The sequence below is a fragment of the Pontibacter sp. Tf4 genome, assembly GCF_014212495.1.
In the GTDB taxonomy this organism is placed as follows: Bacteria; Bacteroidota; Bacteroidia; order Cytophagales; family Hymenobacteraceae; genus Pontibacter.
The window spans coordinates 333,018-358,411 of the sequence record NZ_JACKZC010000007.1; the positions used below are offsets into that span (position 1 = coordinate 333,018).

25 protein-coding genes and 1 riboswitch are annotated in these 25,394 nt (G+C 43.2%); of the genes, 12 read left to right on the forward strand and 13 right to left on the reverse strand.

Features of this window, described 5'->3' with window-relative positions; genetic code table 11:
• Positions 1-2: 2 nt before the first annotated feature.
• On the reverse strand, positions 3-1,331 hold the full coding sequence (locus H7F15_RS13720; protein ID WP_185197548.1) for an O-acetylhomoserine aminocarboxypropyltransferase/cysteine synthase family protein: 1,329 nt from the start codon (positions 1,329-1,331) through the stop codon (positions 3-5).
• Between the two features lie 268 nt (positions 1,332-1,599).
• Positions 1,600-1,707, reverse strand: a riboswitch (SAM riboswitch).
• Between the two features lie 265 nt (positions 1,708-1,972).
• On the opposite strand from H7F15_RS13720, the gene H7F15_RS13725 reads away from it, so the two are divergent.
• The 8 genes from H7F15_RS13725 (at position 1,973) to trpS (ending at position 10,053) form a co-directional block, all read left to right on the forward strand.
• The gene (locus H7F15_RS13725; protein ID WP_185197549.1) at positions 1,973-3,439 is read left to right on the forward strand and encodes an SDR family oxidoreductase; all 1,467 of its coding nucleotides are present in this window, start codon (positions 1,973-1,975) and stop codon (positions 3,437-3,439) included.
• A gap of 196 nt (positions 3,440-3,635) precedes the next feature.
• Complete coding sequence (locus H7F15_RS13730; protein ID WP_185197550.1) at positions 3,636-4,583, forward strand: phosphoribosylaminoimidazolesuccinocarboxamide synthase; 948 nt, start codon at positions 3,636-3,638, stop codon at positions 4,581-4,583.
• A 54-nt stretch (positions 4,584-4,637) separates the two neighbouring features.
• Positions 4,638-5,015 (forward strand): STAS domain-containing protein, encoded by a 378-nt coding sequence (locus H7F15_RS13735; protein WP_185197551.1) that lies wholly within the window; start codon positions 4,638-4,640, stop codon positions 5,013-5,015.
• Between the two features lie 15 nt (positions 5,016-5,030).
• Positions 5,031-5,972 (forward strand): ribonuclease Z, encoded by a 942-nt coding sequence (locus H7F15_RS13740; protein WP_185197552.1) that lies wholly within the window; start codon positions 5,031-5,033, stop codon positions 5,970-5,972.
• Positions 5,973-6,061: 89 nt separating this feature from the next.
• A complete protein-coding gene (locus tag H7F15_RS13745) occupies positions 6,062-6,856 on the forward strand; it encodes a queuosine precursor transporter (protein ID WP_185197553.1) in 795 nt (264 codons plus the stop codon).
• Between the two features lie 37 nt (positions 6,857-6,893).
• On the forward strand, positions 6,894-7,811 hold the full coding sequence (locus H7F15_RS13750; RefSeq protein WP_185197554.1) for a ketopantoate reductase family protein: 918 nt from the start codon (positions 6,894-6,896) through the stop codon (positions 7,809-7,811).
• A 231-nt stretch (positions 7,812-8,042) separates the two neighbouring features.
• Positions 8,043-8,954, forward strand: coding sequence for a DMT family transporter (locus H7F15_RS13755; protein WP_185197555.1), 912 nt, complete (start codon positions 8,043-8,045; stop codon positions 8,952-8,954).
• A 124-nt stretch (positions 8,955-9,078) separates the two neighbouring features.
• Positions 9,079-10,053 (forward strand): tryptophan--tRNA ligase, encoded by a 975-nt coding sequence (gene trpS / locus H7F15_RS13760; protein ID WP_185197556.1) that lies wholly within the window; start codon positions 9,079-9,081, stop codon positions 10,051-10,053.
• A 160-nt stretch (positions 10,054-10,213) separates the two neighbouring features.
• On the opposite strand, the gene H7F15_RS13765 is transcribed toward trpS, so the two are convergent.
• From H7F15_RS13765 to H7F15_RS13785, 5 genes are all read right to left on the reverse strand, one after another.
• Entirely contained in the window at positions 10,214-10,585 is a 372-nt protein-coding gene (locus H7F15_RS13765; protein WP_185197557.1) for a hypothetical protein, read from the reverse strand.
• A 143-nt stretch (positions 10,586-10,728) separates the two neighbouring features.
• Positions 10,729-11,646, reverse strand: a complete 918-nt coding sequence (locus tag H7F15_RS13770) for a hypothetical protein (RefSeq protein WP_185197558.1) — start codon at positions 11,644-11,646, stop codon at positions 10,729-10,731.
• Positions 11,647-11,676: 30 nt separating this feature from the next.
• Positions 11,677-12,084, reverse strand: coding sequence for a hypothetical protein (locus tag H7F15_RS13775; protein ID WP_185197559.1), 408 nt, complete (start codon positions 12,082-12,084; stop codon positions 11,677-11,679).
• An 88-nt stretch (positions 12,085-12,172) separates the two neighbouring features.
• Positions 12,173-12,529, reverse strand: a complete 357-nt coding sequence (locus H7F15_RS13780) for a hypothetical protein (protein ID WP_185197560.1) — start codon at positions 12,527-12,529, stop codon at positions 12,173-12,175.
• 280 nt (positions 12,530-12,809) lie between these two features.
• Positions 12,810-13,208, reverse strand: a complete 399-nt coding sequence (locus H7F15_RS13785; protein ID WP_163913478.1) for a hypothetical protein — start codon at positions 13,206-13,208, stop codon at positions 12,810-12,812.
• Between the two features lie 179 nt (positions 13,209-13,387).
• Between H7F15_RS13785 and hppD the strand changes: the two genes are divergently transcribed.
• The 4 genes from hppD (at position 13,388) to H7F15_RS13805 (ending at position 17,556) form a co-directional block, all read left to right on the forward strand.
• Entirely contained in the window at positions 13,388-14,482 is a 1,095-nt protein-coding gene (gene hppD, locus H7F15_RS13790) for a 4-hydroxyphenylpyruvate dioxygenase (protein ID WP_185197586.1), read from the forward strand.
• 135 nt (positions 14,483-14,617) lie between these two features.
• Positions 14,618-16,375: a phospho-sugar mutase gene (locus tag H7F15_RS13795; RefSeq protein ID WP_255481244.1), complete on the forward strand. Its 1,758-nt coding sequence runs from the start codon at positions 14,618-14,620 to the stop codon at positions 16,373-16,375.
• A gap of 152 nt (positions 16,376-16,527) precedes the next feature.
• Positions 16,528-16,968, forward strand: a complete 441-nt coding sequence (locus H7F15_RS13800; protein WP_185197561.1) for a hypothetical protein — start codon at positions 16,528-16,530, stop codon at positions 16,966-16,968.
• Positions 16,969-16,977: 9 nt separating this feature from the next.
• Positions 16,978-17,556, forward strand: a complete 579-nt coding sequence (locus tag H7F15_RS13805; protein WP_255481245.1) for a nitroreductase — start codon at positions 16,978-16,980, stop codon at positions 17,554-17,556.
• Positions 17,557-17,613: 57 nt separating this feature from the next.
• Here H7F15_RS13805 and H7F15_RS13810 read toward each other — a convergent pair whose 3' ends face one another.
• The 7 genes from H7F15_RS13810 to H7F15_RS13840 all read right to left on the reverse strand — a co-directional run.
• Entirely contained in the window at positions 17,614-19,005 is a 1,392-nt protein-coding gene (locus H7F15_RS13810; RefSeq protein WP_185197563.1) for an undecaprenyl-phosphate glucose phosphotransferase, read from the reverse strand.
• A 249-nt stretch (positions 19,006-19,254) separates the two neighbouring features.
• Positions 19,255-20,043: a WecB/TagA/CpsF family glycosyltransferase gene (locus H7F15_RS13815; RefSeq protein WP_255481246.1), complete on the reverse strand. Its 789-nt coding sequence runs from the start codon at positions 20,041-20,043 to the stop codon at positions 19,255-19,257.
• Positions 20,044-20,219: 176 nt separating this feature from the next.
• Entirely contained in the window at positions 20,220-21,353 is a 1,134-nt protein-coding gene (locus H7F15_RS19670; RefSeq protein ID WP_221627072.1) for a glycosyltransferase, read from the reverse strand.
• A 28-nt stretch (positions 21,354-21,381) separates the two neighbouring features.
• Positions 21,382-22,311: a sugar transferase gene (locus H7F15_RS13825; RefSeq protein ID WP_185197564.1), complete on the reverse strand. Its 930-nt coding sequence runs from the start codon at positions 22,309-22,311 to the stop codon at positions 21,382-21,384.
• Entirely contained in the window at positions 22,305-23,519 is a 1,215-nt protein-coding gene (locus H7F15_RS13830) for an O-antigen ligase family protein (protein WP_185197565.1), read from the reverse strand. The genes H7F15_RS13825 and H7F15_RS13830 overlap by 7 nt, the downstream gene beginning before the upstream one ends.
• Positions 23,520-23,580: 61 nt before the next feature.
• On the reverse strand, positions 23,581-25,152 hold the full coding sequence (locus H7F15_RS13835) for an MATE family efflux transporter (RefSeq protein ID WP_185197566.1): 1,572 nt from the start codon (positions 25,150-25,152) through the stop codon (positions 23,581-23,583).
• Between the two features lie 21 nt (positions 25,153-25,173).
• A partial coding sequence (locus H7F15_RS13840; RefSeq protein ID WP_255481247.1) for a UDP binding domain-containing protein occupies positions 25,174-25,394 on the reverse strand: 221 nt, incomplete at its 5' end.

Here is a 25,394-nt window from a genome sequence, read left to right on the forward strand (position 1 = left end):
TATTAGTTGAGAACGGGTTCTGCTACTGCATTTTTAACAGCCGCAAAAGCCAGTTCGAAATCTGCTTTTATATCGTCAATATGTTCGATGCCGAGCGACACGCGCAATAAAGTCGGCTCAACGCCTGCACCTAATTGCTCGGCATCAGAAAGTTGCTGGTGCGTGGTAGATGCCGGATGGATGATCAGCGTTTTTGCATCGCCTACGTTGGCCAGGTGGCTTACCAGTTGCAGATTGTTTACAAAGGTCTCCGCCTGTTTTTTATCGCCTTTCAGCTTAAAGGACAGCACACCACCGAAACCACGTTTCAGGTACTTCTTTGCCAGTTCATGGTATTTGCTTGACTCAAGGCCCGGATAATTCACGCTTTCTACAAGTTCGTGCTGCTCCAGCCATTCGGCTATAGTTTGTGCGTTCTGCACGGTTCTTTCTACTCTCAGCGACAATGTTTCCAAACCCTGCAGCAACAGGAAGGAATTGAATGGAGAAATAGCAGGTCCAAAATCACGCAATCCTTCTACCCTTGCCCTGATGGCGAAAGCGATGTTACCGAACGGACCATCGGTACCAAATACTTCCCAGAAATTCAGTCCGTGGTAACCTTCGGATGGCTCGGAGAACTGCGGAAATTTACCGTTACCCCAGTTAAAGTTACCGCCATCAACTATAACACCTCCAATGCTGGTGCCATGTCCGCCGATCCATTTGGTAGCAGACTCCACTACCACATTGGCACCATGCTCCAGTGGCCGGAACAGGTAACCGCCTGCGCCAAAGGTATTATCGACTATCAGTGGCAGGTCATGTTTGCGGGCCAGTGCAGCCAGCGCTTCAAAATCCGGAATGTTGAAGCGTGGGTTTCCGATGGTCTCGGTGTAAATCGCTTTGGTGTTTTCGTCGATCAGTTTCTCGAAGCTTTCCGCATCATCACTGTCGGCAAAGCGGGCCTCTATGCCCAGGCGCTTGAAAGAAACCTTGAACTGGTTAAATGTGCCGCCATACAGGAAGCTGCTTGTTACAAAGTTGTCGCCGGCCTGCAGAATGTTGGTAAGCGCAATAAACTGCGCCGCCTGGCCAGATGATACCGCTACCGCCGCTACGCCACCTTCCAGAGCAGCAATGCGTTTCTCAAACACGTCGGTAGTTGGGTTTTGGATACGGGTATAAATGTTACCGAACTCCTTCAAGGCAAACAGGTTGGCACCATGCGCTGCATCCTTAAAAGCGTAGGAAGATGTCTGGTAGATCGGAACAGCGCGGGAACGTGTAGTTGGGTCTATTTCCTGGCCTGCGTGTAGTTGCAGTGTTTCGAAACGATGTGTATTAGACATGATTATTCTGATTAAAAAGTATAAAATGAGTTAAGTTGCGAGAAGCAAAAAGAGTGTGCGAAGACAGCAATGAGCCTACAGGTATAAACCTGCAGCAGCCTGCGGGGCACAAATAATCCGGGAAGCTAAAAGATTAGCAACAGCAACAACAGGTTTGCATTCGCATGAACCTGAAGGCAAATAAATGAGAGAGACCGAGTAGTTGGGCTACCGGATAAAATACAAAATAAAGTGATGTTGGCTTAATTCCCTTTTTCATGTTCTTATCAATTTATATTCATCCGGGTCTTCCGGATTCAGGAATTAGCACCTTAACCATAGGGGTTAGGTTGCTAGCGCTTCACAGAGCCTGTCTCTCCACGCTTCTTTATAAATCAATAACCGCAAGGGATCATTGACTTGATGATGCAAACTTAGACTACCTTTACTCAAAAAACAAAATTATAGTTGAATATTTTTTTAACAATTCTTCAATCACCATATACTACATACTGATTATCTTTAACTTACAACTATAAAATCTACCTCAAAACCGAACTATAAACAGAGGAACACTTACGAATTTTAAACTATAAAACTGTTTGAACATAGCTTATAGTTGGCTGTTGCTATAACAGACCATACCACTAAAACCGGCTTACATGAAGATACTTTTAACGGGTGCAAATGGCTATATCGGCAGGCGACTATTACCGGTGCTAGTGGAGCAACAGCATGAAGTGGTATGTATGGTGCGCGACCCACGGCGCTTTGAACTACAGGACACTCTTAAAGATAAAGTACAAATTGTTAAAGGTGATCTGCTGCGACCGGAAACACTTGCCAGCTTACCAAAAGATATTGATGCCGCCTATTACCTCGTGCACTCCATGGGCGGCCACGGTAACGATTTCGAAAAAGCCGAACAAACATCCGCTGAAAACTTTGTCGATTACCTGGACAGCACGACTGCCAAACAGATCATCTACCTCAGCGGCCTTTCCAATACAACACATCTCTCAAAGCACCTTTCGTCGAGGCGACATGTGGAAGATATCCTGAACAAGGCAAAGGCCTTTTTAACCGTACTTCGTGCTTCTATCATTATCGGCTCCGGCAGCGCCTCGTTCGAGATCATCCGCGACCTGGTGGAGAAATTACCGGTGATGATAACTCCGCGCTGGCTTAATTCCCGGTGTCAGCCAATTGCCATACGCGATGTGATCTTTTACCTGACAAACGTACTCGGCAACTCTGCCTGTTATGAGCAGCGCCTCGAAATTGGCGGTCCCGATGTGCTTACCTACAAGCAGATGCTGGAAAAACTGGCCAAAGTGCGACACCTGAAGCGCTTTATCTTTACAGTGCCTGTTCTTACTCCCAAGCTTTCTTCCTATTGGCTTTACTTTGTTACCAGCACCAGTTTCTCCATTGCCCGCAGCCTGGTAGAGAGTCTGCGCAGCGATACTATAGTTCAGGACGATCGCATCAGACAGATCATTCCACACGAGAATTTAAACTATGAGGAAGCCATCCGGCTGGCCTATGCTAAAATTGAGCAGAACATGGTGATATCGAGCTGGAAAGATGCCCTGGTAAGCGGCACCATGCAGCTGAATTATATGGATTTTGTACAAATACCGGAGCATGGGTTACTTACTGATAAACAGCTTATTAAAATTGAGCAGGACCCAACTATAGTTCTGGAAAATATCTGGCGCATCGGGGGCACGCAAGGCTGGTATAAAACAGATTTTTTGTGGGAAATACGTGGCTTGCTCGATAAAATGGCTGGCGGCGTGGGTCTTAAAAGAGGGCGCCGGCACCCGACCCAGATCAGGGCCGGGGAAACGATAGATTTCTGGCGTGTGCTGGTGGCAGACCGCGAAAAACAACGCCTGCTGCTGTATGCCGAAATGAAAGTGCCCGGCGAAGCATGGTTGCAATTCCGTATAGTTAATAAACCCGATGGCCCTTACCTGGAACAATTGGCTGCCTTCCGGCCCGATGGGTTGCTGGGCAGGCTCTATTGGTATGCCATGCTGCCTTTCCACTTTATCATTTTCAGAGGCATGGCCAGTAACATTGCACACCGTGGGCCGGCCGCCCTCCCGAACACTACTGTATAAAAAGTTTCAAATACATCAAATAATACAAACTATAGGTTTTAAAATATAAAACTATAGCTATACTTGGCAGTATACAGGGGTGTACTTTGCAGCATACCTTTATTTTAAACCATTTGTCTGCTATAAGTACCTACGTAAAAATTTTTGCCCTCTGAAAATATAGCTAACTTTGCTCTCCGATAAACCAAACGCTCTAATGGAGGCCATTAAAGAAACTAACTTCTCCTTTGCCGGCCAGACCGGGTTTTACAAAGGCAAAGTTCGCGATGTCTATTACTTCGACGACAGACTTGCTGTAGTTGCCACCGATCGCATTTCTGCTTTTGATGTGGTGCTTCCGCGCGCTATCCCTTTCAAAGGACAGGTGCTGAACCAGATCGCAAGTCTGAACTTAAAAGCCACTTCGGACATTGTACCTAACTGGGTTATCTCAACGCCGGACCCGAACGTAACGGTGGGGTTGCGCTGTGAGCCTTTTAAAGTAGAGATGGTGATCCGTGGTTACCTGGCCGGCCATGCGTGGCGCGAGTATAAAGCCGGCAAACGAATGGTTTGCGGCGTTGCTTTACCGGATGGCCTGCACGAGAACGACAAACTGCCGGAGCCGATCATTACTCCTACAACAAAAGCTGACCAGGGGCATGACGAAGACATCTCGCGGGAAGAAATTCTGGCCAAAGGCATTGTAAGTGAGCAGGATTACCTAATTTTAGAGCGCTATACACGTGCCCTTTTTGCGCGCGGCACCGAACTGGCAGCTAAACAAGGCCTGATTCTGGTAGACACCAAGTATGAATTCGGTAAACAAAACGGCCGGATTTATCTTATTGATGAAATACACACGCCCGACTCATCGCGCTACTTTTACAGCGAAGGCTATAATGAGCGACAGCAGAACGGCGAGCCACAGAAGCAACTCTCGAAAGAGTTTGTGCGCCAGTGGCTGATAGAGAACGGTTTCCAGGGGAAAGATGGACAGACCATCCCTGAAATGACCGATGACGTGGTGCTGAAAATATCGGAGCGCTACATTGAGCTGTATGAAGTATTCACTGGCCAGCCGTTCGTGAAAAGCGACTATAGCCAGGCCCTTCAGCGCATCGCTCATAGTGTGGAGCAAAACATTTTTAGCTTAAAAGATTAGAATTTTTAATGTATATTTTGGTACATTCGCATATAAATCCTTATTGGTAGATCTATGAAGTACACGATTGATAAGAAAGAGAACTATACTATAATCACGATAGACGAGAAAAAGCTGGATACTTCAATAGCTCCGGACCTGAAGTCTGAGTTTGTGAAGTTGAACGCCGAAGGGATCACCAACCTGATTCTGGACATGAATAATGTTAAATATACTGACTCTTCCGGCCTTAGCTCCATCCTGATCGCGAACAGACTTTGCAACTCATCTAATGGTTTGCTTATCCTGACCAGCCTGCAGGACCACGTTATGAAGCTGATCTCTATTTCGAAACTGGAGTCAGTACTGAACATTCTGCCAACTGTAGAAGAAGCGATCGACCGCGTTTTCCTGCACGAGATTGAGCAGGATCTGACAAATAAAGAAGACTAAGCACACCCGCCGATCGTGGATTTCGAACTCAGGATATTGGGTAGTTCGTCGGCCACACCTTCGGCAAACAGACATCATACCGCACAGGTACTTACCATTGGTAACCAACTGCACCTGATAGACTGCGGAGAAGGTACGCAAATGCAGCTGATGCAATACAAGATAAAGCATCAGCGCATTTGCAATATCTACATTAGCCACCTGCACGGCGACCATTACTTTGGGCTTGCCGGGCTGCTTTCCACCATGCACCTGCAGGGCAGGCAGTCTCCTCTTCATCTTTTTGGTCCACCCGGCCTTTCCGAGATCCTTAGCCTGCAATTCAAGTACTCCGGCACTAACCTGAACTTTAAGCTTATTTTCCATGAGCTGGATACTACGTGCTACAAAAAGATTTTTGAGGACAAACAGATAACCGTGCACACCATACCTATGGAGCACCGGGTACCTACCTGCGGGTTTATTTTCAGAGAGAAACAGAAGACACGTTCGCTTATAAAAGAAAAGCTGCCGCCTTACCTTACCCCGCCACAACTGGTGCGCCTGAAATGGGGCGAAGACATTAAAGACGAACAAGGCAACCTGTTGCTGGCAAACAGGGAAGTGACCATGGAGCCGAAACGCAGCCGCAGTTACGCCTACTGCTCCGATAGCCGATATAAACCCGACCTGTTGCCTTACCTGCATCACGCAGACCTGCTCTACCACGAAGCCACTTTTATGAGCGACATGGAAGAGCGCGCCAACCAGACCTTCCATAGTACGGCAAAACAAGCTGCCGAAATGGCCGCCGCCGCCGAGGTCCGCCATTTGCTGCTGGGCCACTTTTCGGTGCGTTACAAAGACCTTACGCCCCTGCTCACCGAAGCGCAGGCTATCTTTCCTAAAACAGACCTGGCTACCGAAGGCAGTATTTTCAGTGTGCAGGAAAGGTTGCCGGAACCGGCACAGCAGTAACTATCATATTTCTGGTTTGCACACTGCTCCGGAAACTATAAATTTACTTTCCTGTTTACCTGCTATTCCTCAAATATAAGCCACCACCTATGAGCGCTGCCATTACCCCGCTGGAGAAAAAACATACCAACCTGTTTCTGGTCCTGAGTGGAATATTTATATCCAATGCCTTGCTGGCAGAGCTTATCGGGGTGAAGATATTTTCGGGAGAAGCACTGTTTGGTTTACCGGGCGCGCAGCTGAATATACTGGGCAGCAAGCTCGATTTTAACCTCACGGCCGGCGTTATCATCTGGCCAGTTGTATTTGTTACCACCGACATCATCAACGAGTACTTCGGGAAACAGGGTGTTAAAAAGGTAAGCATCCTCACGGTTATCCTTATCCTCTATGCCTTCCTGGTGATAACTATAGTTACCGGTCTGCCACCGGCCCAGTTCTGGCTCGACATTAACAGCACCGACCCGAAAGGCAACCCGTTCAACATCGATTATGCATTTAGCTCTATTTACCGGCAGGGCTTGGGCATCATCATCGGTTCGGTAGCTGCATTTCTGGTCTCTCAGCTGCTGGATGCGTCGGTTTTCCATTGGCTGCGCAAGTATACCGGCCATAAAAAGATATGGCTTCGTGCCACAGGCTCCACGTTGGTGTCGCAGCTCATCGATAGCCTGGTGGTGCTGTTCATCGCTTTCTTTGTGTTCGGAAACTGGACACTGGAGCAGGTCTTATCGGTAGCGGCTATCAACTATATCTATAAATTTTGTGTGGCCATTCTGCTTACACCGGTGTTGTATGTAGCCCATTTTCTGATAGATGGGTATTTAGGAAAACGACAGGCCGACGACCTGATAGAGGAAGCTGCCGTAGAAAGTGAGACGTAACTTTAAACTATAGCTAACTATAAAAAGGGAATAACTGATGAAGATAGCAATTACGGGCATAGGAGGCGTTGGTGGCTTTTTTGGCGGCATGCTGGCAAAACACTACCAGGCTTCCGGTGAAGTAGAAGTAAACTTTATAGCACGTGGCGAAAACGAATCGGTTATCAGGCAACAAGGGTTGAAGGTAGAAAGCCCGGCTGGCGCGTTTACAGCTATTCCCAAACTGGTTACATCTGACCCGGCGCTGGTAGGCGAAGTTGACCTGCTGATCTGCTGCACCAAAAGTTATGACCTGGAGCAGAATATAGAACAACTAAGTCCCTGCATTGGCCCGCATACCGTTATCCTTCCACTCCTGAACGGCATAGACAGCCGCGAAAGAATTAAGACCGTTTATCCTGAAAACGAAGTATGGGATGGCTGTGTGTACATTGTGTCCAGGTTAACTGCTCCGGGGCTGGTAACGGTCACCGGTAGCCAGCATGCGCTTTTTTTCGGGGCTGCAGATGGCACCGCCGCAAAGCTTGAGGCAGCAATGCAGATCTTTAAAGAAGCCGGTATCAATGCCACTTTGTCGCCTAACATACAGCAGACCATCTGGGAGAAGTTTCTCTTCATCTCAACTATAGCCACGCTCACCTCCTACTTAGATACCAGCATAGGCGGTATTTTAGCTGACCCGAAACACCTGGAGCTACTCTTCGCGCTCTTAACTGAGCTGAAACAGGTAGCACAAGCCAAAGGAATCGTGTTTAGTGACGACAGCAACAACGCCATCACCGACAGAATGGCCAGACTGCCTTACGACACCACCTCCTCTATGCACAGCGACTACCAGAAAGGAAAAAACACCGAAGTAGACTCGTTGACGGGATATGTAGTAAAACTTGGCGAACAGCTGCACATACCAACTCCTACCTATAGCAAACTATACACTGCCCTTAAAAGCAGGTAATCTATAACACAGGATAAAAAAATAAAAGACTAAAATTGTTTGAATCTTAAAATTCTTGCCCTATGTTTGCACCCCGATTAAAAATAATGACTGCACATTTAGCACATACACAAATTTTTATCACAGGCTACGTTCTGCACGACCTGTAAGAGTACCCGGCTTACCCGCTTTGGGGCGACATCTGCCCTATCTCTATTTTAAAATTTTGTTGTTTATTTAAAAGGCAATCCTATGTTCAGAGGAATAGCTTTTGTGCTGTGCGGAGCGTGTAGCTTCGGGATTCTTTCGACGTTCGTAAAATTAGCATATAGCGAAGGCTTTACCTTGGGTGATGTAACTGGCACTCAGGTATTTTTTGGGTTGATTATTCTTTGGGTGATCGTGCTGTTGCGCAGGCTGTTTAGTGGCCGCGGCAACAGTGCATCGCTTAAGGAAGTCCTCCAACTTATGGCTATGGGCACCACCACGGGGCTTGTAAGCATCTTCTATTACAAATGTGTTCAGCTTGTTCCGGCTTCTATTGCCATCCTGCTGCTCATGCAGTTTACCTGGATGAGCCTTGTGCTGGACTCCATCATAAAACGCAAACTCCCTACATTACTGCAAGTTGGCACTGTTTTGCTTGTGCTGCTGGGCACTGCTTTTGCCGGCAATCTGTTCTCGGGCTCTTTTCAGGATATAAACTTAACGGGCATCGGTTTTGGGTTACTGGCTGCACTTTGCTACACGTTCTTTTTAATGATAAACGGCGCTGCTGGCAATAACCTGCACCCTGCTACCAAAAGTGCGTTGCTGCTGACAGGTGCCTGTACCCTTGTATTCATTATTTTCCCGCCGGTTTTCCTGGTAAACGGCGCACTAACCAACGGTCTTTTTAAATGGGGATTGGTACTTTCGGTTTTTGGTACGGTAGTGCCGCCCTTGTGCTTTGCCTATGGTATCCCGAAAATTGGCTTAGGCCTGAGTGCTATACTTAGCTCTGCCGAGCTGCCAGTGGCCGTACTGATGTCGAGTATGGTATTGCAGGAGCAGGTGCTGCCAGTGCAGTGGGCAGGCGTTATTCTGATACTGGTGGCCATTGTGCTTTCCAATGCAAACTCGCTGCGCAAAAAGAGAACAGAACCTCACCTGGCTACCTCCTAAATTATAGCAACTATAGTTTGTTGGGCAACTATAGTCTGCTCAAACTATAGTTGCGTATCTGCAATTTTAATGGGCATTTTAAGCTATTTGCATTAATTTGCAGCTTTAACGCAATTCTGATTTTATGGCACGATACCTTACCGGCATACAAAGCACCGGCCGGCCACACCTCGGCAACCTGCTGGGCGCAATTTGCCCTGCTATAGCGTTCTCTGAAACGGCAGACCAGGAAGCGCTTTACTTTATAGCCGACCTGCACTCGCTGACGACCATCCGCGATGCCGAAGTTCTGAAACACAACACCTACTCGGTAGCTGCTGCCTGGCTGGCCATGGGCCTGGATACCGACAGACACATATTATACCGCCAGTCGGATGTGCCGATGGTAACGGAACTGAGCTGGTACCTGAACTGCTTTGCGCCTTTCCCGATGCTGGCCAATGCCCATTCGTTTAAAGATAAATCGAGCCGACGTGGATTAGCGGATGTGAATGCCGGTTTGTTTACGTACCCGGTGTTGATGGCTGCCGACATTTTAATGTACGATGCCAACTTTGTGCCCGTAGGCAAAGACCAGATACAACACCTGGAAATTACCCGCGACATTGCCAGCTCGTTTAACCACATCTACGGCGAAACTTTTGTATTGCCGGAAGCCAAGACGGATGAAAAGATCATGACAATACCCGGCATCAATGGCGAGAAGATGAGCAAATCGTATGGCAACATCATTGATATTTTTGAAGCCGACAAGCCGCTGCGAAAGGTTATTATGAGCATTGTAACCGATAGCACGCCGCTGGAAGAGCCAAAGAACCCGGACGACGACACGACTTTCAAGATCTATAGTTTGCTGGCTACCCCCGAGGAGGTAGAGACCATGCGCCAGAATTACCTGGCTGGTGGCTACGGTTACGGTCACGCCAAGCAGGCACTTTACGAGAAGATCATCACGAAGTACAGCAAAGAGCGCGAGCTGTTTAATTTCTATATGAACAACCTGCCCGAACTGGACAAAAAATTACATGAAGGGGCCGAAAAAGCAAAAGCTATTGCCACGCCGGTACTGCAGCGTGTTCGCCAGAAATTAGGATATTAATTTAAACTATAGATTAGCCTTCGCTTGCGTCCCGCGAGCGAGGGCTAAGTTCTCCAGAAATCAGGTTACTAAACTATAGTTTAGTTTATAGGTAAAGAAAAGGGGCAGCCGATGTAGATCGGCTGCCCCTTTTTGCTTCGGCAATGCTATAGTTGACTGATTACTTTTTTGTAAGCGGAGCCCCTACCGGTATACCGCAGTCGTGGCCAGGCTGGCCGTGCGGAGGGTTAGTACCCGGAGCTACCGTGCTGGTTGAAGGCGTAAAGGCCGGTACCGGTGCACTTAAATTTGGCTTCGGTGGCGAATCCAGCGGAGCGCCAACTTCTATATCGCAGCGGTGGTTGGGCTCGCCGTGCGGCGGGTTAAGGGCAACCGTAGTGGCAGGTGTTGCAGCCTGGTTTGGTGTGGCTGTAGCAGGTGCTGTTGCAGCCGGCGCTGTAGTTGTTGTAGTATTTTCCGTTTTAGCGGAATCAGAGCAACTCACTAATCCAAAAAACAAAGCTGCTACTGCTATCTGCGATGTGATCTTCATATTACGTCTTTTTGTTGTGCGGAATTATTTCGTTCGTATTTTATCTGCCTTTAGTTTAACAAAACACTGAACCTGAAACCAATATACGGATAAATACTGATAAGATACACTGCCTCAGCAGCATACTACTTTTACCCCAACACTTATTTTATCTCAATAATTCGTTCTTCAAACGCTAACGTGTTTTCGGCGCTCACTTCTTTTGTTTCGATACTATAGATAACCCACCCCGAGCCATGAATGCGTGAGGCTACTCTGGTTTCGTGTTGCAGCGGAGGCATTCTGCTCAGATCCGGTTTTGCCGCGCCCACCGCTTTCGACATTTTGCCCAGGTAAGCGACCGTTGCTTCTGTAAGTTGCTTGCTATCTATAGTTTGCCACATCCGGAGAATGGCGTTGTCCTCTTCGCCGTTCAGTTCATCCAGCAAAATGGAAACATCGGCTTTAAATGGTTTGCCACCATACAGGTTAGCCACCTCTAGCTGGCCCGTAATCTCCTGCCCCATCTGGTACCTGCCGCCGTGGTAGGTATAAAACTGCTGTATATCTTTAATGGCAGCTGCCTCTATGGCTTCTCTTGTCGTAAAGGTGCTCTCTACCTGGTCTATTATCTCGTTTATCTTCGGGATGTGCTTGAATTCCTGACGCAGGTGTGTCGTGCCTTTCTTTATTTCATCCCGGATCTCTTTCCAGTTCACCACTTCCTGAAAAGCGCCCATTTCATCTGTTTTGAAGATCACGCTCAGGTTTTCGGAGACCTTGGCCAGCTCTTTTGTGAACTGGTTATCCGTGTCCATCTGTATGCCGCGGTAAGCCCACTCAATGGTATAGGAATTGGCCGTGGAGTCTTTTATAGTTACATCTACCTCGTACTTCGAGAACTCGCGTTTGGTGGTATCGGTGCCGGTAACTCTGTACTTTTCGTTGGTGATGATGTAGGTCTGCGTTTCGTTCTTGTCCCAGTACCCGATAACCTGCACGGTGGAATCTTCTAAGCTGATCTGGGCAAAGGCAGTGAAGGAGGCAAATAAGGTAAAGGCTAAAAGTAAAAGTTGTTTCATGCTATAGTTTAAAATGTATGCAAATATAGGTTACTTCCTGCTGCCTTTTTTGGTGGTTATAAAAACTACTCCCGGTTTAGCCCGCTGGCCGTAAAGTGCCATTGCTTTTGCTCCCTGCTCGGTTTTTATAGTTTCCACATCGGCTAAACTATAGTTATTCAGGTGTTTCATATTTCCCGGCCTTCCATCTACTATAATTACAGGCGAAGGATTTAACACGAGGGGAACAGCATCATAAATGCCGGGTTTCCGTTCCTTTACAGCAACTGTATCAGGTTTTGGTTCCGGTCTTTTGTTGCTGGTAGCATCGTAGCTATAGTTAAGGTCTCGTTTCATCACTTCCACCACCTTCAGGTACAGGTCTGATTTGATGGTGTCTTGCGCGAAGGCTATAGTTGACGAGAAACAGAGCAGGGGTAGGAGAAGTCGTTTTATCATATTTTAGGATTGTAGCGTGCTCGTGTATACCTTGTGCGAGGAGTAGCCGAAGCATAAGGTATAAACTTTGTTGTGCTATCGTGCTTTTTTAGTTTTTATGAGATGTTCCTGAAGCCTTTAGTTCTTTTGTTAACAGAATAGCCAAAGCAACAATATAAGCTATTATTGATGAGAGTGAATATGCAATATAAACTTCACTTGACCAGCCTTTACCAAAAGCACTAACTATTGACAGTTGTCCATCTATTGCAAAAAATATCAGTTCGTATAGAATAAAGTAAACAGTCAATCCTACTATTTTCTGTCTTCTTTCTATGAGATACTTCCTGAAAATAAGCGCCAGCACCATTCCGATAAATAACTGAATTATAAGCACAAGACCTAAAATAAATGGTGCCATTCCGACTTCACCCCCAGGTAAACTGGTACTGGTTATCCAGATCATAAAGGCAACTATTGTAGTTGCAGCATGAATGAATAAATACCTGACCATTTTTTTATTTCTATTTAAGAGTATGCAGCACAACTATAGTGTAACAGGAGTTATTCCGGTTATTAGTCCTTTGGCCGTAGTTGATTTAACAATGTGACGTTACAAAAACCTATCACAATATAGCCAAAATCCAACACCAATCAACTATAAAAAATTGCCGCACCCACCCTGGCTAAAGCCTCGGCAAGTGCGGCAACTATAGAAAGGTAACTGATTACTGTTACCTGTAAAATTATTCAGCAGTCCAAAGTACGCGTTCTTGGTCTGACAGGATAAGCAGCACGCGTGGCGGGTTAGCAACCAGCACCAGGCGCATCTCTACTCCCGGAAATTTATCCGACTCCACCCAAACGCCTTCAGATTCTTCGCCTTCTTCCAGTTCTTTACCATCCAGCGAGCTGGCAATGTAAGCGGTTGGCAGTAAAATATCAGCATCCGACTTTATTTTGCCGTGCACATCTTCCAGTACATCTTCAAGGTAATCGCCGTACGTTTCGTTAAAATCGTCTTCCAGATCGTGCAGTTCTTCTTCTACATCGTCGTAGCGTGCATCGTTATAGTCCAGCTTGTTCAGCTCTTCTTTCTTCTGTAAGATAGCAACAAGGTCTTTGTTCAGCGTATTCGCGTCCATAGCTTCTGTTTGATTTCTACAAAGTTGAAAACATGCTGCAGCAATTGCAAACATTACCGTTGATAATTTACCAGATGCCGTTCAGGTTTTGATAAACCGGTAAAAGCTGTATTTTTACGTAATACTTTATTAAAAATTTACAGCAGACTATGAATACCAACACATTAACCTCCGAAACTATAGCTAAAGATATCCTTCCTCTGAACGGTACCGACCATATTGAGTTTTATGTAGGCAATGCCAAGCAGGCTGCGCATTTTTACCAAACAGCCTTCGGTTTTAAGCTGGTAGCTTATGCCGGCCCCGAAACCGGCGTGCGCGACAGAGCATCGTATGTGCTACAGCAGGAGAAAATCCGCCTGGTGCTTACCACTGCCATTAACCCGGATTCTGAAATTGCCCAGCATGTGCACCAGCACGGCGATGGCGTAAAAGTACTGGCCCTGTGGGTAGATGATGCTGAAGAATCTTTCCGCGGAACCGTAGCGCGCGGTGCTAAACCAGCTATGGAGCCTAAAACGATAACCGACGAGTTTGGTGAAGTAAAAGTCGCTTCTATCCATACCTATGGCGATACAATCCATACGTTTGTAGAGCGCAAGAACTATAACGGTGTGTTTATGCCGGGTTATGTAGCGCGTACATCGGAGTTGCAGGTAGAGCCGGTTGGTCTGAAGTATGTAGACCATTGCGTTGGTAACGTGGAACTGGGTCGCATGAATGAGTGGGTGAAGTTTTACGAAGATGTGATGGGCTTTAAACTGCTCCTTACTTTCGACGACGAAGACATCAGCACTGAGTACTCGGCCCTTATGTCTAAAGTAGTATCGAACGGTAACGGTTACATTAAATTCCCGATAAACGAGCCGGCTGAAGGTAAGAAAAAGTCGCAGATTGACGAGTACCTGGAGTTTTACCGTGGCCCGGGTGTGCAGCACATTGCCGTTGCTACCAACGATATTCTGCATACAGTAGCCGAACTGCGCCGCCGTGGGGTAGAATTCCTGAAAGTACCGGAAGTGTATTACGAAGACCTGATCGAGCGCATCGGCCACATCGACGAAGACATGGCAGACCTGCGCAAACTCAATATCCTAGTTGACCGCGACGACGAAGGCTATCTGTTACAGATCTTCACCAAGCCTGTAGAAGACCGACCTACCGTATTCTACGAGATCATCCAGCGTAAAGGAGCCAAGTCGTTTGGTAAAGGAAACTTCAAAGCCTTGTTCGAAGCCATTGAGCGTGAGCAGGCCCTGCGTGGTAACCTTTAAGCCGATTTTAAAGTATAGCCCGGTGTAAAACCGAGCTAAAATTACTTTATCTTGATATAACTATATCACACCAGTTCTTCCCGAAGTACGCTGTTACTGTAAGGGCTGGTGTGATTTTTTGTCCCTACCATTACCATGAATACAACACAACAACCAACTATGATTGAACCTGCAATTCAAGAAAAGATAAATGGCTGGCTGAACGGAAACTACGACGAAGCTACCAAAGCAGAAATAAACGGGTTACTGGAGCGTAACGAGCACGAAGCGCTATCAGATGCTTTTTACCGTGACCTGGAATTTGGTACTGGCGGACTGCGCGGCATTATGGGTGCAGGCAGCAACCGCATGAACCGTTATACGCTGGGCATGGCTACACAAGGCCTTTGCAATTACCTTAAGCAGAACTTCCCGGGAGAGCGCGTAAAAGTGGCCATTGCACACGACTGCCGCAACAACTCCGATGTATTTGCCCGCATTGCTGCTGATATTTTCTCGGCTAATGATATTGAAGTGTACCTGTTCCAGGCGCTTCGCCCTACGCCACAGCTTTCGTTTGCTATCCGCCATTTGGGTTGCCAGAGTGGTGTGGTGGTTACGGCATCGCATAACCCGAAAGAATATAATGGCTACAAAGTGTACTGGAACGATGGTGCACAGGTAACTGCCCCGCACGACAAGAATATCATCGCCGAAGTAAACAAGATCACCAGCATCGACGAAGTTAAGTTTGAGCCAAAGCCAAACAACATTCACCTGCTGGGTCCTGAAATGGACGAAGCCTACATCATGAAAGTGCTGGGACTTTCCATTTCGCAGGATGCCATCAAGCGCCAGCATGATCTGAAGATCGTTTATTCGTCTATACACGGTACAGGTATTACGCTGGTACCGGAAGTGTTAAAACGCTTTGGCTTTAGCAATGTGCATGTGGTAGAAGAGCAGGCTGAGCCAAATGGCAACTTCCCGACGGTGGTTTACCCGAACCCGGAAGAAAAGGAAGCCATGACCCTGGCTCTGAACAAAGCCAAAGAAATTGATGCTGACATTGTTTTCGCGACTGACCCGGACTCTGACCGCGTGGGCATCGCTGTGAAGAATGACAAAGGCGAATTTATCCTGCTGAACGGAAACCAGACCGGTGCTTTGCTGATAAACTACCTGCTGCAGGCATGGCAGAAAGCTGGCAAACTGACCGGCAAAGAATTCATCGTTAAAACTATAGTTACCACCGACCTGATCAACGACATTGCCAAAAGCTACGGCGTAAAGCACTATGAGACCCTGACCGGCTTTAAGTACATCGCTGAGAAGATCCGTGAACTGGAAGGCAAGGAAATCTACATTGGCGGTGGCGAAGAAAGTTACGGCTACATGATCGGTGATTTCGTGCGCGACAAAGACGGCATCTCGGCATGCGCCTTGATCGCGGAAATGGCTGCAGTAGCAAAAGACAACGGCCAGAGCCTGTTCGAGATGATGGTAGAGATGTATACCAAGTACAATTTCTACAAGGAAGAACTGGTATCATTCACCAAAAAAGGGCAGCGCGGCGCTGAAGAAATTCAGCAGATGATGGCTGATATGCGCAGCAACCCGCCGCAAACTATAGCCGGTTCTAAGGTTGTTGAAATCAGCGACTACAAGATAAGTGCCCGCCGAAACCTGGTTACCGGCGAAGTAAGCCAGCTTGGTTTAGAGAGTTCTAACGTGCTGCAGTATCTGACTGAAGATGGCAGCAAAATCTCTGCCCGCCCATCCGGTACAGAACCGAAGATCAAGTTCTACATCAGCGTTAACGAGCCGTTAAAATCTAAAGAAGATTTTTATGCCGTAGAGCTGAAACTGGATGCTAAAATTCAGCAGATCCTGACAGACCTGAAGTTGAAATAACAATAGCTGCAAAACGCCCGATTCACAATATTTATGGATCGGGCGTTTTTGTTTTTAGTAATAACCTTCTGTTCTTGTTCCGGTTATAGTTACAACGTTGCAAAAGCCAACCATAACTTTGCTCCGGTTTATAAAAGCACAACTATAGTTTAATGCTCACACATAATTTAAAGAAAAGCAACGGCGACGTTTTCCTTTACTACGAACGCGTATCTGAGAATGCTTACATTTTTGCCCATTGGGTTGGCAGGCAGGACCTTGATACCGTGCGAAGAGGCGGCTATGCTTACCTGGATTTGATGAAAGAGCAAGCGTGTGCAAAGTTATTGAACAGCCACAAAGAGTTGATCGGGCCATGGGATATTGCCACCGACTGGATATCGACGTACTGGACGCCGGCTGCTGTAACACTGGGTTTACGCTACATGGCACAAGTACTGGCACCTGGTGTGTACGGGCAAATGTCCTTTCATCAGCTGCACCAGCGTATCGGCAATCTGCTCGAAATAAAGATGTTTGAAAACGAAAAAGACGCGATTGAGTGGCTGAACGGCTTACCTGAACCGAACAACAGCACTGTGCTGCATAATTAACCAATGAATATGGATTTTTCTCAACTTGCTACCATTATAAAGCTCAGGCGTACTACCAAGCCGCCTAAAATGAATGGGCAGAAAGTACCGGATGAGCAGATACACCAACTGTTAGAACTTGCCGATTGGGCTCCTACCCACGGCCATACGGAACCTTGGCGCTTTATAGTTTATGCAGGCGACAAAGTAGCCCAGTTCTGTCAGCAACATGCTGAACTATATAAACAGCAAGCTCCCGAAGATAAGTACCAGCCAGAAAAGTATGAGAAACTGCTGCACATGGGCGATAAGTCATCGCATATTATAGTTGCCTATATGCGCCGCGGAGACCTGCCCAAGATTCCTGTTCTGGAAGAAATTGCTGCTACCTCCTGCGCCATTCAAAACCTGCTGCTTGGCGCTACTGCTTTAGGCATTGCCAGTTACTGGGGTTCCGGCGGTATGGCCTACCACCCTGCCATGAAAGAAGTGCTTGGCTTACGAGAAGAAGACGTTGTATTAGGTATTCTGTACCTGGGCTACGCTGCGAACTATGCGGGTGAAGGAAAGCGGAATACACCGCTTAGTGAGAAGGTGCAGTGGATTTAAAACAAAAGCTCCTGCAACTATGGCAGGAGCTTTTGTTTTAAACAACCTATAGTTTATTTAGAAGGCATTTTCTTCACCTTTAATAGCATTCCAGGTAGTCAATACCACGATTTTTAAATCAAGTAGGAATGACCAATTTTCCAGGTACCAGATATCTGCTTCAACTCTTTTCTCCATGCTCTCCGGGTTAGTAGTTTCGCCTCTGAAACCATTTACCTGTGCCCAACCTGTTATACCAGGTGTTAAGAAGTGGCGTACCATAAATTTATCAATCAGGTTGGAGTAATCTTTAGTATGTTTGAGCATATGTGGTCTTGGCCCAACTACTGACATATCACCCATAAGCACGTTAAAGAATTGTGGCAGTTCATCAATACTGGTTTTTCTCATAAAAGCTCCCACACGTGTTATACGCGCGTCACCTTTACGGGCCTGCTCTTTGTCAGCGTCCCCGTTAACATACATGCTTCTAAACTTGAGACAATAGAAAGGTCTATTATCTTTTCCTGAGCGCAATTGTCTGAAAAATACAGGCCCCTTAGAATCTAATTTTATAATTAAGGCCATCAGTGGCATAAACCAGCTCAGGAAAAAAACTATTACTGTAAAAGAAAATACGATATCAAAAACACGTTTGATAACTTCATTGGCTTTATCCTGCAGCGGTTCTCTACGAGGTGTAAGTATGGGTAAATGCCCATAAAGCTCAACATTAAAGTTTTTACGGTAGTCCCGCACTTCAGGTACTAACTTAAAGCGTATAAGTCGCTTATCAGCATCATGTATCAGTTTTTTTATCTTCTTCTCTTCTACATCAGGTAAGGCACAATATACCTCATCAATCTTATGCTCTTCCACAAAATCCAGACACTCATCTATTTTACCAAATATTTTCGAGCCTGGATGTCTTGCTATTACATTGTCATCAAAGAAACCTACAACTTTATAGCCTAGCTGCTTATTATTTTTAAGGTAGTTATAAAGGTCTGCCCCAAGTGATCCTGCACCTAGAATAACAATTTTTTTATACTTTACCAGCGACCAACGCGTAGGCCTTCTGATTAGTAGGAACAGCGTTTTCCATAACAGTAAAAATATTAGGAAAGCTGTAAATGAAACAAGTATTGAATCATTTGTAAGATCAAAATGCAGGAGAGATAGTTTCAGCAAAAGGCATATCATTAAGTATAAGCCTAACGCTCTTAGTGTAACTTTAATAGTAGGGATTGCATCACGCTGAAAAATATCTTCATAAAGCTTATTTATACTCGCGCAGTAAAACCATATGAGGTTTAGCAGCAAGAAATCAAGCTTATGATCTTCTGTAATATTCTGTCCAAGGTGATCAGGATATTCAAATAAATACCCAATGTAGAGGGTCAGATTTAACAGAAAAAAATCAATAAAAATATTAAGTCCTTTAGATAGCTTGGAATATTTGTAAATCATAGCAAAGGTAATAGCACTAAGGGGCGCAGCAACTTGCTAAAGTTAGTAAAGATTACTATATTTTTATATAGATACTTATAATTAGTACAGTAAACTTTTTATTTAAAACTCTATAGAGACAGACCTGCAATCGGGCAAAGCAGAGAATAGTATCTTATGAGTGAGTATGGTCCGAAAATGTGCTAACTATATGACTAATTGTTTGATAAAAGTAGCCTTTAAAGCTGCATGAGTTTCCCTCTGAACCGACTAATTATTTTGTAGAGTTCTTCTTTCACCTTGTGTAGGTTTAACTGCAGATGTGCCGATCAGTTGTCTATACTTCTGCAACAATAAATAGTAGCCAAAAACCACCCCATAATAGAGATATCGTTTCCACATGCGCTTAGGCTCTTTCACTAACCTCCCCAACCACTCTAACCCCAATTTTATCCAATATTTACCTGGTCTATCAATTGTTCCAGCATAAAAGTCGAATACCGCACCTATCGAACAGATCATGTTGGTATCCAGAAATTCTTTGTGTTTGTGGGCCCATTTTTCCTGTTTTGGAGCTGTCATACCTACAAACAATACATCGGGTCTGAAGACATTAATTCTAAAAAGCATCTCCTCATTGTCCTCATCAGAAAAAGCAGGCTTGTAAGGAGGTGAATATGTGCCCACTGTAATAGAAGGAAATTCTACTGCCAGCCGGTTTTTAATTTTAGTAAGAGTTTCTTCAGAAGAACCTAAATAAAAACATTTGCCCCCTTTTTTTTCCAATTCTTTTAATAAATGCAAATGCAGTTCAGCTCCGGCAATTTTGGATACCTTATTTCCTCCTATAAATTTAGCTGCTGCTACGATACCAATCCCATCCGGGAGCAAAACATCAGATTCTACAAGAGCGCTCTTGAGATCTGCATCTCTTTCTGCTATGCAATAAGAGTATTGATTGATTGTATTTATAAGAACTTTTTGGTAACTGGGTAAGGCATGTAAACTATCTGCAAATACAGGATAGCCCATACAATCAATTGTTAGAGCTTGTTTCATTAGTAGAAGAGGGCAAAGTAAAAGTTTATCAAATAATATGGGTTAAAATACCTTGTAAAGGTAAATAGATATCAGAGTTATTAAGTCTAACTACAGGCTCAAAAGAACAGATACTATAAGTAGGCCATTTACATTGAATTCTTAAGTAGATATATAGGCAGAAAAGTCGCATAGTCTCATTTAGAGTACCAAGAATTCTGACGATTACAGTTTTTATGAGCGATGGCATCTTCTAAAATTTCCGCCATGTTTTGTTCAAACTTTCCAAGCGTGAAAAACTCTTCATACCTTTTCCGGCCAGCAGCGCCCATTTTAGTTCTTAAGTCTGGTTCCTGCATCAAGATACTCAGTTTATCGACCAGCGCTTTTACATCCCGTTGGGGCACCAGAAAGCCATTTTCACCATTCACAACTATGTCCGGAATTCCTCCTTCAGGCGTTGATATAACAGGTAAACCGTACTCCATTGCTTCTAAAAGAACAAGAGGGAAGCAATCATTATTAGTTGGAAGAATAAAAATATCAGCTTGCTGTAGAAAAGCTTTTTTGTCGCCATTCAACTTTTTACCATATGCAAAAATATTTTCTTGGATGTTATATTCTTGTACAGTTGCTGTAAACATCTCTTCGGAAATATCAGACCAAGCACCAACAAAATGGCATTCAAAATCAAGCCCTTTATCTTTTAATAATTTACAAGCCTCCAACAGAACGAGTACACCTTTCTCCTCCATCATATTGGAGAGAAATAATAGTTTACAGGGTTGCATTATTGTTCTTGTTGGATTTTTCTCACTCTCGGTTTCAGGAATACCATTAGCGCAAAAATACACATCCTTTTTATCTACATAACCTGCCACATCATTGTATAGATGAGGAGATAACAGGATGGTTCTTGTATTTCGGAAAGCAATCCGGTATAATAAATTATTTAATCTACTCTTACTGCTTTTAGCAATGCCTTTATTGTGAAAGTGGTAAATAATATTTTTCCGGAAAAGCTTAAGAATTGCTACTACAAACAGGTCCTTATAGAAACCAGCTCCTTTAGCAGTAAAGCTCATATAGCAAAGATCATAATTTCTATTAATCAGTGCTTTTAGAATCTTAACCTGGATCTGAAGTACAGTTAAATACTTCCTAATATCACTCTTCCCAATTCTATCCAGGCTAAAAGACGTAGTTAGATTAATATAATCAGCATCAAATTGTGTGTTGATTACTTTACTTTGTTTGATAAACTGCCCGACCATTGCCGCACCATTCACGGGGGGAGGAATGTGAAGAATGAAAAGAATCTTGGAATGCACTTTGAATTAAAATTTGATCTTTTGCTGACTAAACACCTGCCCTTATGTCTGGACTTTTTCCTGAGCCTAAGATGTTTTTGATTTTATAGTAAATTCTTGTCTTCAAACTATAGATTTTCACAAACTGCTTTATAAACCTTTTATCCAGTTTTACATCTTGATTAAAAATGAACTTATAAGTATTAGTGGTATCAAGAGTTGATGAAGTGAATCTATTATATTTTTCGTTAGTGTTTGTAGCTAATTGGCCTGAACCAATGTTCGAAACCTTTGATAAAGTTGGATAAACACTTAATGTATTCATTTTAAACTGATAATAGCACCATCGAATAGCCCATGAATCAATTTTGCCATTCATGTATTTCGATAACATATGGGACATATCACTTCCCATTTTATTAAATTCGTATCTCGCCTTTAAGTTGTGAGAAAAATCCCTGTAATCTGAAACTTCCCAGTCAATATTTGTCCATCTATCCTTCCAGGTAGCCCAGCCCCACGAAGAAGCCCTACGGGTAAAATAATTATCAAAAGGGTAATCTGCCGGGACCTTTATTGGAGCTGTATAACCTGATATTGAATATATTCTAGGATCATTTTGAAAAGTCTCAAGTGCCTGATTCATAAAGGTCAAAAAATTAGCACTTGTAAGTAGATCGTCTTCAAGAACAATCACTTTACCATATTCAGATATTACTTCATTTACACCCGCAATAATAGAATTCGCAAGCCCTAAATTTGAAGGTGCTTCTTTTATTGTAATACTTTTAAATCCTGAAATTGATCTTAGATAAGTTCTTACCTGGTCTACTAAATCTATATCACTTTTATTTTTAGCTCCATCAGAAAAAACAAAAAGGTCTGATTCAGTTACTAAGTTATTTCTTTGTAAAGCACCAATAGTTTGTTTCAGTGAATCAACCCTTTTATAGGTAAAAAGTAAAATAGGAGCTAACATTTATTAATAATTAAAGCGATTAATGATGAACGAACTTTTTTCAATTGATTTACAAATTCATCATCTAATAAGGTCACAATCATTAAATAATAGACAAACATAACTTCATAATATATCATCACATTATCCGTAATAAAGACAATATTAATATATATTGCCAGGCATAATGCTCCAATATGTTTTCTTTTTAGGAGAAAAGCGTAGAAGAAGAAGACCCAAAGAGCAAAGAATATGTATCCGAATTCATACAAGTTCTTCAAAAGATCGGAATGAACATTATTGATATTATCCTCTTTACTAATTAAGTAAGAATTTAACGAACCTATCCCTTCTCCTGTAAAAGAAGGCAATCCAAATTTTCCTACAATCGCATCATATATATACTGGCGTCCTTGAGTAAAATGGTTTGCAGTTATTCCAGTCAAATTTTCAACAATATCATCAAATGAGCCAGTAGCAATTAGTATTTGAATTAATGGTACGATAAAATTTATTACTATAATTATTGTAATAAAAATAAATTTTGCGTGTTGATTAAATAAAGAATTCTTCCTTAATAATACATGTAAAGATAATCCTGCAAATACACCTAAAATAGCTATTCTTTTAAAGGACAGTATGAGGAATATTAAGGCAAATATTCCATGCAACTTTTGTTTTTTAAAGAAAAAGAATAGGGTAAATAAGCCGAAAATGAAACTGGTAGTTGACTCAAACTTTGCATCTGACATTACAAGTTTTGCTACCAAATTGAGGAAAGAGAAATTGAATAAATCACCTAAATTACCTTCTAAATATGTCTCCAGCAGAAATGCAAGAATAGTGATATAAAATAGGATGGTAAATAATTGTATTGATTTAACAGCTAGCTTTTTGTGATAAACTAATGATACACTTACACATGGCGCTATAATTAGAAAGCACTCTTTGAAGAACCTATCGTTATAATAAGTATTAGTGAAAGCTATATAAATAAATTGAGTTAATGACAACACAATAAAAAGTAATAACAAGCTCCTTAGATAGGAATCATCATAGAGTATTTTAACTCTTAACCCTATTTTTAGAACTAATGGCAAAATTAAGAGCGCATACTTTAAATCCTTAAACACTTCAGAATTAATAGTCTGCATTAAAAGAATAACTCCAAAGGCCACTAATGTACACCTCAGTATTAGCGTCTGATTATATGATGGAGTAAGGATCATTTAGTAAATAATGACAGAAATAAATAGCTTATTATTGTAATGGTATGGGTTAATGAAACTTTTATTTTAATATCATCTTTGTTTCGTCTTCAGCCTTTTCATTTCTGTACAAAAAGCGTTTAACTGTTTCAACCACAATATCTTTGAAATAAATACGCTCCTCTTTTAGTAAACCTATATACCACACTGTTATCATGTATGTGATGAGACTTATTACAGCGACAATAAAGATCCTATATAAACCTTCTGGCAAAACATAGATAGGTATTGAGGAAATTAAAACTACTATAATAAATGCACACACACATTTTAATACAACATTCTTCAAAAATGATATTACTGGAAGACCACAAATTTTATTTGCGAAGAATAAAGTATTTATTGAAGCAAATATGGAATAGACTAGAAATATAATGTGTAAAGTATAAGCAGGGTACCCATAACTATACATTATATAACTTAATATTAATGGTAAACTGGCTAGTACAGAGGCAAATATTCTAAAGTTTTTAATTTCTCCGACTGCGGATATTGATGAGTTAAGAGTTATAAAAAGCTGTTCAATTAAACTGCGGACCATTAAAAGCTGACAGAACACTATTGTAAATTCTGGAACATCTCTTACCCAAAGTTTTAAAATATAAGGCATTTCTATGATAAAAGGGATGAAAAATAGCATCATAAGAAAGAATGAAATCTTGCTTCCCATCATAGACATGTTTAGCATGAAGTTCCGATCTCCTTTACCTTCACTCTTATCAATTATAGGATTTAGTGCTTTAATCATTGTTAATGCAAATACTGATAATTGCCCTCTTACCTGAATAGCAATTCCTTGGGCAGCATTTACTATAGCACCGAAAAATACATTTATTACAATTCCTTGACCGTGAGAAGATATTATTTCTGTTGATGAAAATAATAATGACCAACCAGCAAAAGAAGACATCTTCTTCATCAGTTTCTTATCGAAGTACAACCTGAAATTGATCTCACATTCCTGATAATTTCTAAAACAATAGAACCCTCTAATTAGAAAAAGAAAAAATGGCAGAATAGCCATCAATAAACCAAAGGTAATTAAATTGTCTCCGCTCGCTTGAGTAATGTAAAGAGCAATTAGCAGTTTTAAAGTTGCCTCAACTATGCCTATGATAGCAAGGAACAACATATTTTCTCTAGCATTTAAGACAGCGTCATAGGGCACAGATATTATAGTAAAGAAAGTACTCAATACCATAAACTGAAATACTAATTTAGCTGCTTCTACCCTATCTGGAGGTATATTTAGGAATCCATCAAACAAAAAATACCCTGCTATTTCGAGCACAAACACTGCGAGGCAGGCTATGGCAAAATGTAATATTATACTTATATTAAATATTTGCTTTATATCTTCAATTTTGCCAGCTCCTTGAGTATAGGACATAAAACGCTGTGTGGCAGCAGTCATAGAAGAATTTAAGAAACCAAGCATCGCTACAGCCCCGCCTACTACATTAAAAAGACCAAAATCTTCTGCTCCTAAGGCTAACAATATCAGCCTTGTAGAAAAGAGGGTCATAAATATAGTTATACCTAGCTTAGCATAAAGAATCCCTGTATTTGTTGCCACTCGTTTTGCTGCTTGCATACAAAAATCTTTAAGCTTGCGCTATGCTAGCGTGTTCAGATTCCGCTCAACCGGCTGTTTTACGCCAATGCCATAGTAGGTGAAGCCTTTTTCGTTGAGCTCTTTGGCATCGTAAATGTTACGGCCGTCAAACACTACTTTGTCTTTCATCAGTTTGCTGGCCACTGTAAAGTTCGGGGAACGGAACTCAGGCCACTCAGTTACCAGCAGCAGCGCATCGGCATCGATCAGGGTCTCATACT

Bases quoted from the DNA above. Each gene is read 5' to 3' on its own strand.
- H7F15_RS13720 (WP_185197548.1), bottom strand. From the start codon at position 1,331: ATGTCTAATACACATCGTTTCGAAACACTGCAACTACACGCAGGCCAG.
- H7F15_RS13725 (WP_185197549.1), top strand. From the start codon at position 1,973: ATGAAGATACTTTTAACGGGTGCAAATGGCTATATCGGCAGGCGACTA.
- H7F15_RS13730 (WP_185197550.1), top strand. From the start codon at position 3,636: ATGGAGGCCATTAAAGAAACTAACTTCTCCTTTGCCGGCCAGACCGGG.
- H7F15_RS13735 (WP_185197551.1), top strand. From the start codon at position 4,638: ATGAAGTACACGATTGATAAGAAAGAGAACTATACTATAATCACGATA.
- H7F15_RS13745 (WP_185197553.1), top strand. From the start codon at position 6,062: ATGAGCGCTGCCATTACCCCGCTGGAGAAAAAACATACCAACCTGTTT.
- H7F15_RS13750 (WP_185197554.1), top strand. From the start codon at position 6,894: ATGAAGATAGCAATTACGGGCATAGGAGGCGTTGGTGGCTTTTTTGGC.
- H7F15_RS13755 (WP_185197555.1), top strand. From the start codon at position 8,043: ATGTTCAGAGGAATAGCTTTTGTGCTGTGCGGAGCGTGTAGCTTCGGG.
- trpS (WP_185197556.1), top strand. From the start codon at position 9,079: ATGGCACGATACCTTACCGGCATACAAAGCACCGGCCGGCCACACCTC.
- H7F15_RS13765 (WP_185197557.1), bottom strand. From the start codon at position 10,585: ATGAAGATCACATCGCAGATAGCAGTAGCAGCTTTGTTTTTTGGATTA.
- H7F15_RS13770 (WP_185197558.1), bottom strand. From the start codon at position 11,646: ATGAAACAACTTTTACTTTTAGCCTTTACCTTATTTGCCTCCTTCACT.
- H7F15_RS13775 (WP_185197559.1), bottom strand. From the start codon at position 12,084: ATGATAAAACGACTTCTCCTACCCCTGCTCTGTTTCTCGTCAACTATA.
- H7F15_RS13780 (WP_185197560.1), bottom strand. From the start codon at position 12,529: ATGATCTGGATAACCAGTACCAGTTTACCTGGGGGTGAAGTCGGAATG.
- H7F15_RS13785 (WP_163913478.1), bottom strand. From the start codon at position 13,208: ATGGACGCGAATACGCTGAACAAAGACCTTGTTGCTATCTTACAGAAG.
- H7F15_RS13795 (WP_255481244.1), top strand. From the start codon at position 14,618: ATGAATACAACACAACAACCAACTATGATTGAACCTGCAATTCAAGAA.
- H7F15_RS13800 (WP_185197561.1), top strand. From the start codon at position 16,528: ATGCTCACACATAATTTAAAGAAAAGCAACGGCGACGTTTTCCTTTAC.
- H7F15_RS13805 (WP_255481245.1), top strand. From the start codon at position 16,978: ATGGATTTTTCTCAACTTGCTACCATTATAAAGCTCAGGCGTACTACC.
- H7F15_RS13810 (WP_185197563.1), bottom strand. From the start codon at position 19,005: ATGATTTACAAATATTCCAAGCTATCTAAAGGACTTAATATTTTTATT.
- H7F15_RS13815 (WP_255481246.1), bottom strand. From the start codon at position 20,043: ATGAAACAAGCTCTAACAATTGATTGTATGGGCTATCCTGTATTTGCA.
- H7F15_RS13825 (WP_185197564.1), bottom strand. From the start codon at position 22,311: ATGTTAGCTCCTATTTTACTTTTTACCTATAAAAGGGTTGATTCACTG.
- H7F15_RS13830 (WP_185197565.1), bottom strand. From the start codon at position 23,519: ATGATCCTTACTCCATCATATAATCAGACGCTAATACTGAGGTGTACA.
- H7F15_RS13835 (WP_185197566.1), bottom strand. From the start codon at position 25,152: ATGCAAGCAGCAAAACGAGTGGCAACAAATACAGGGATTCTTTATGCT.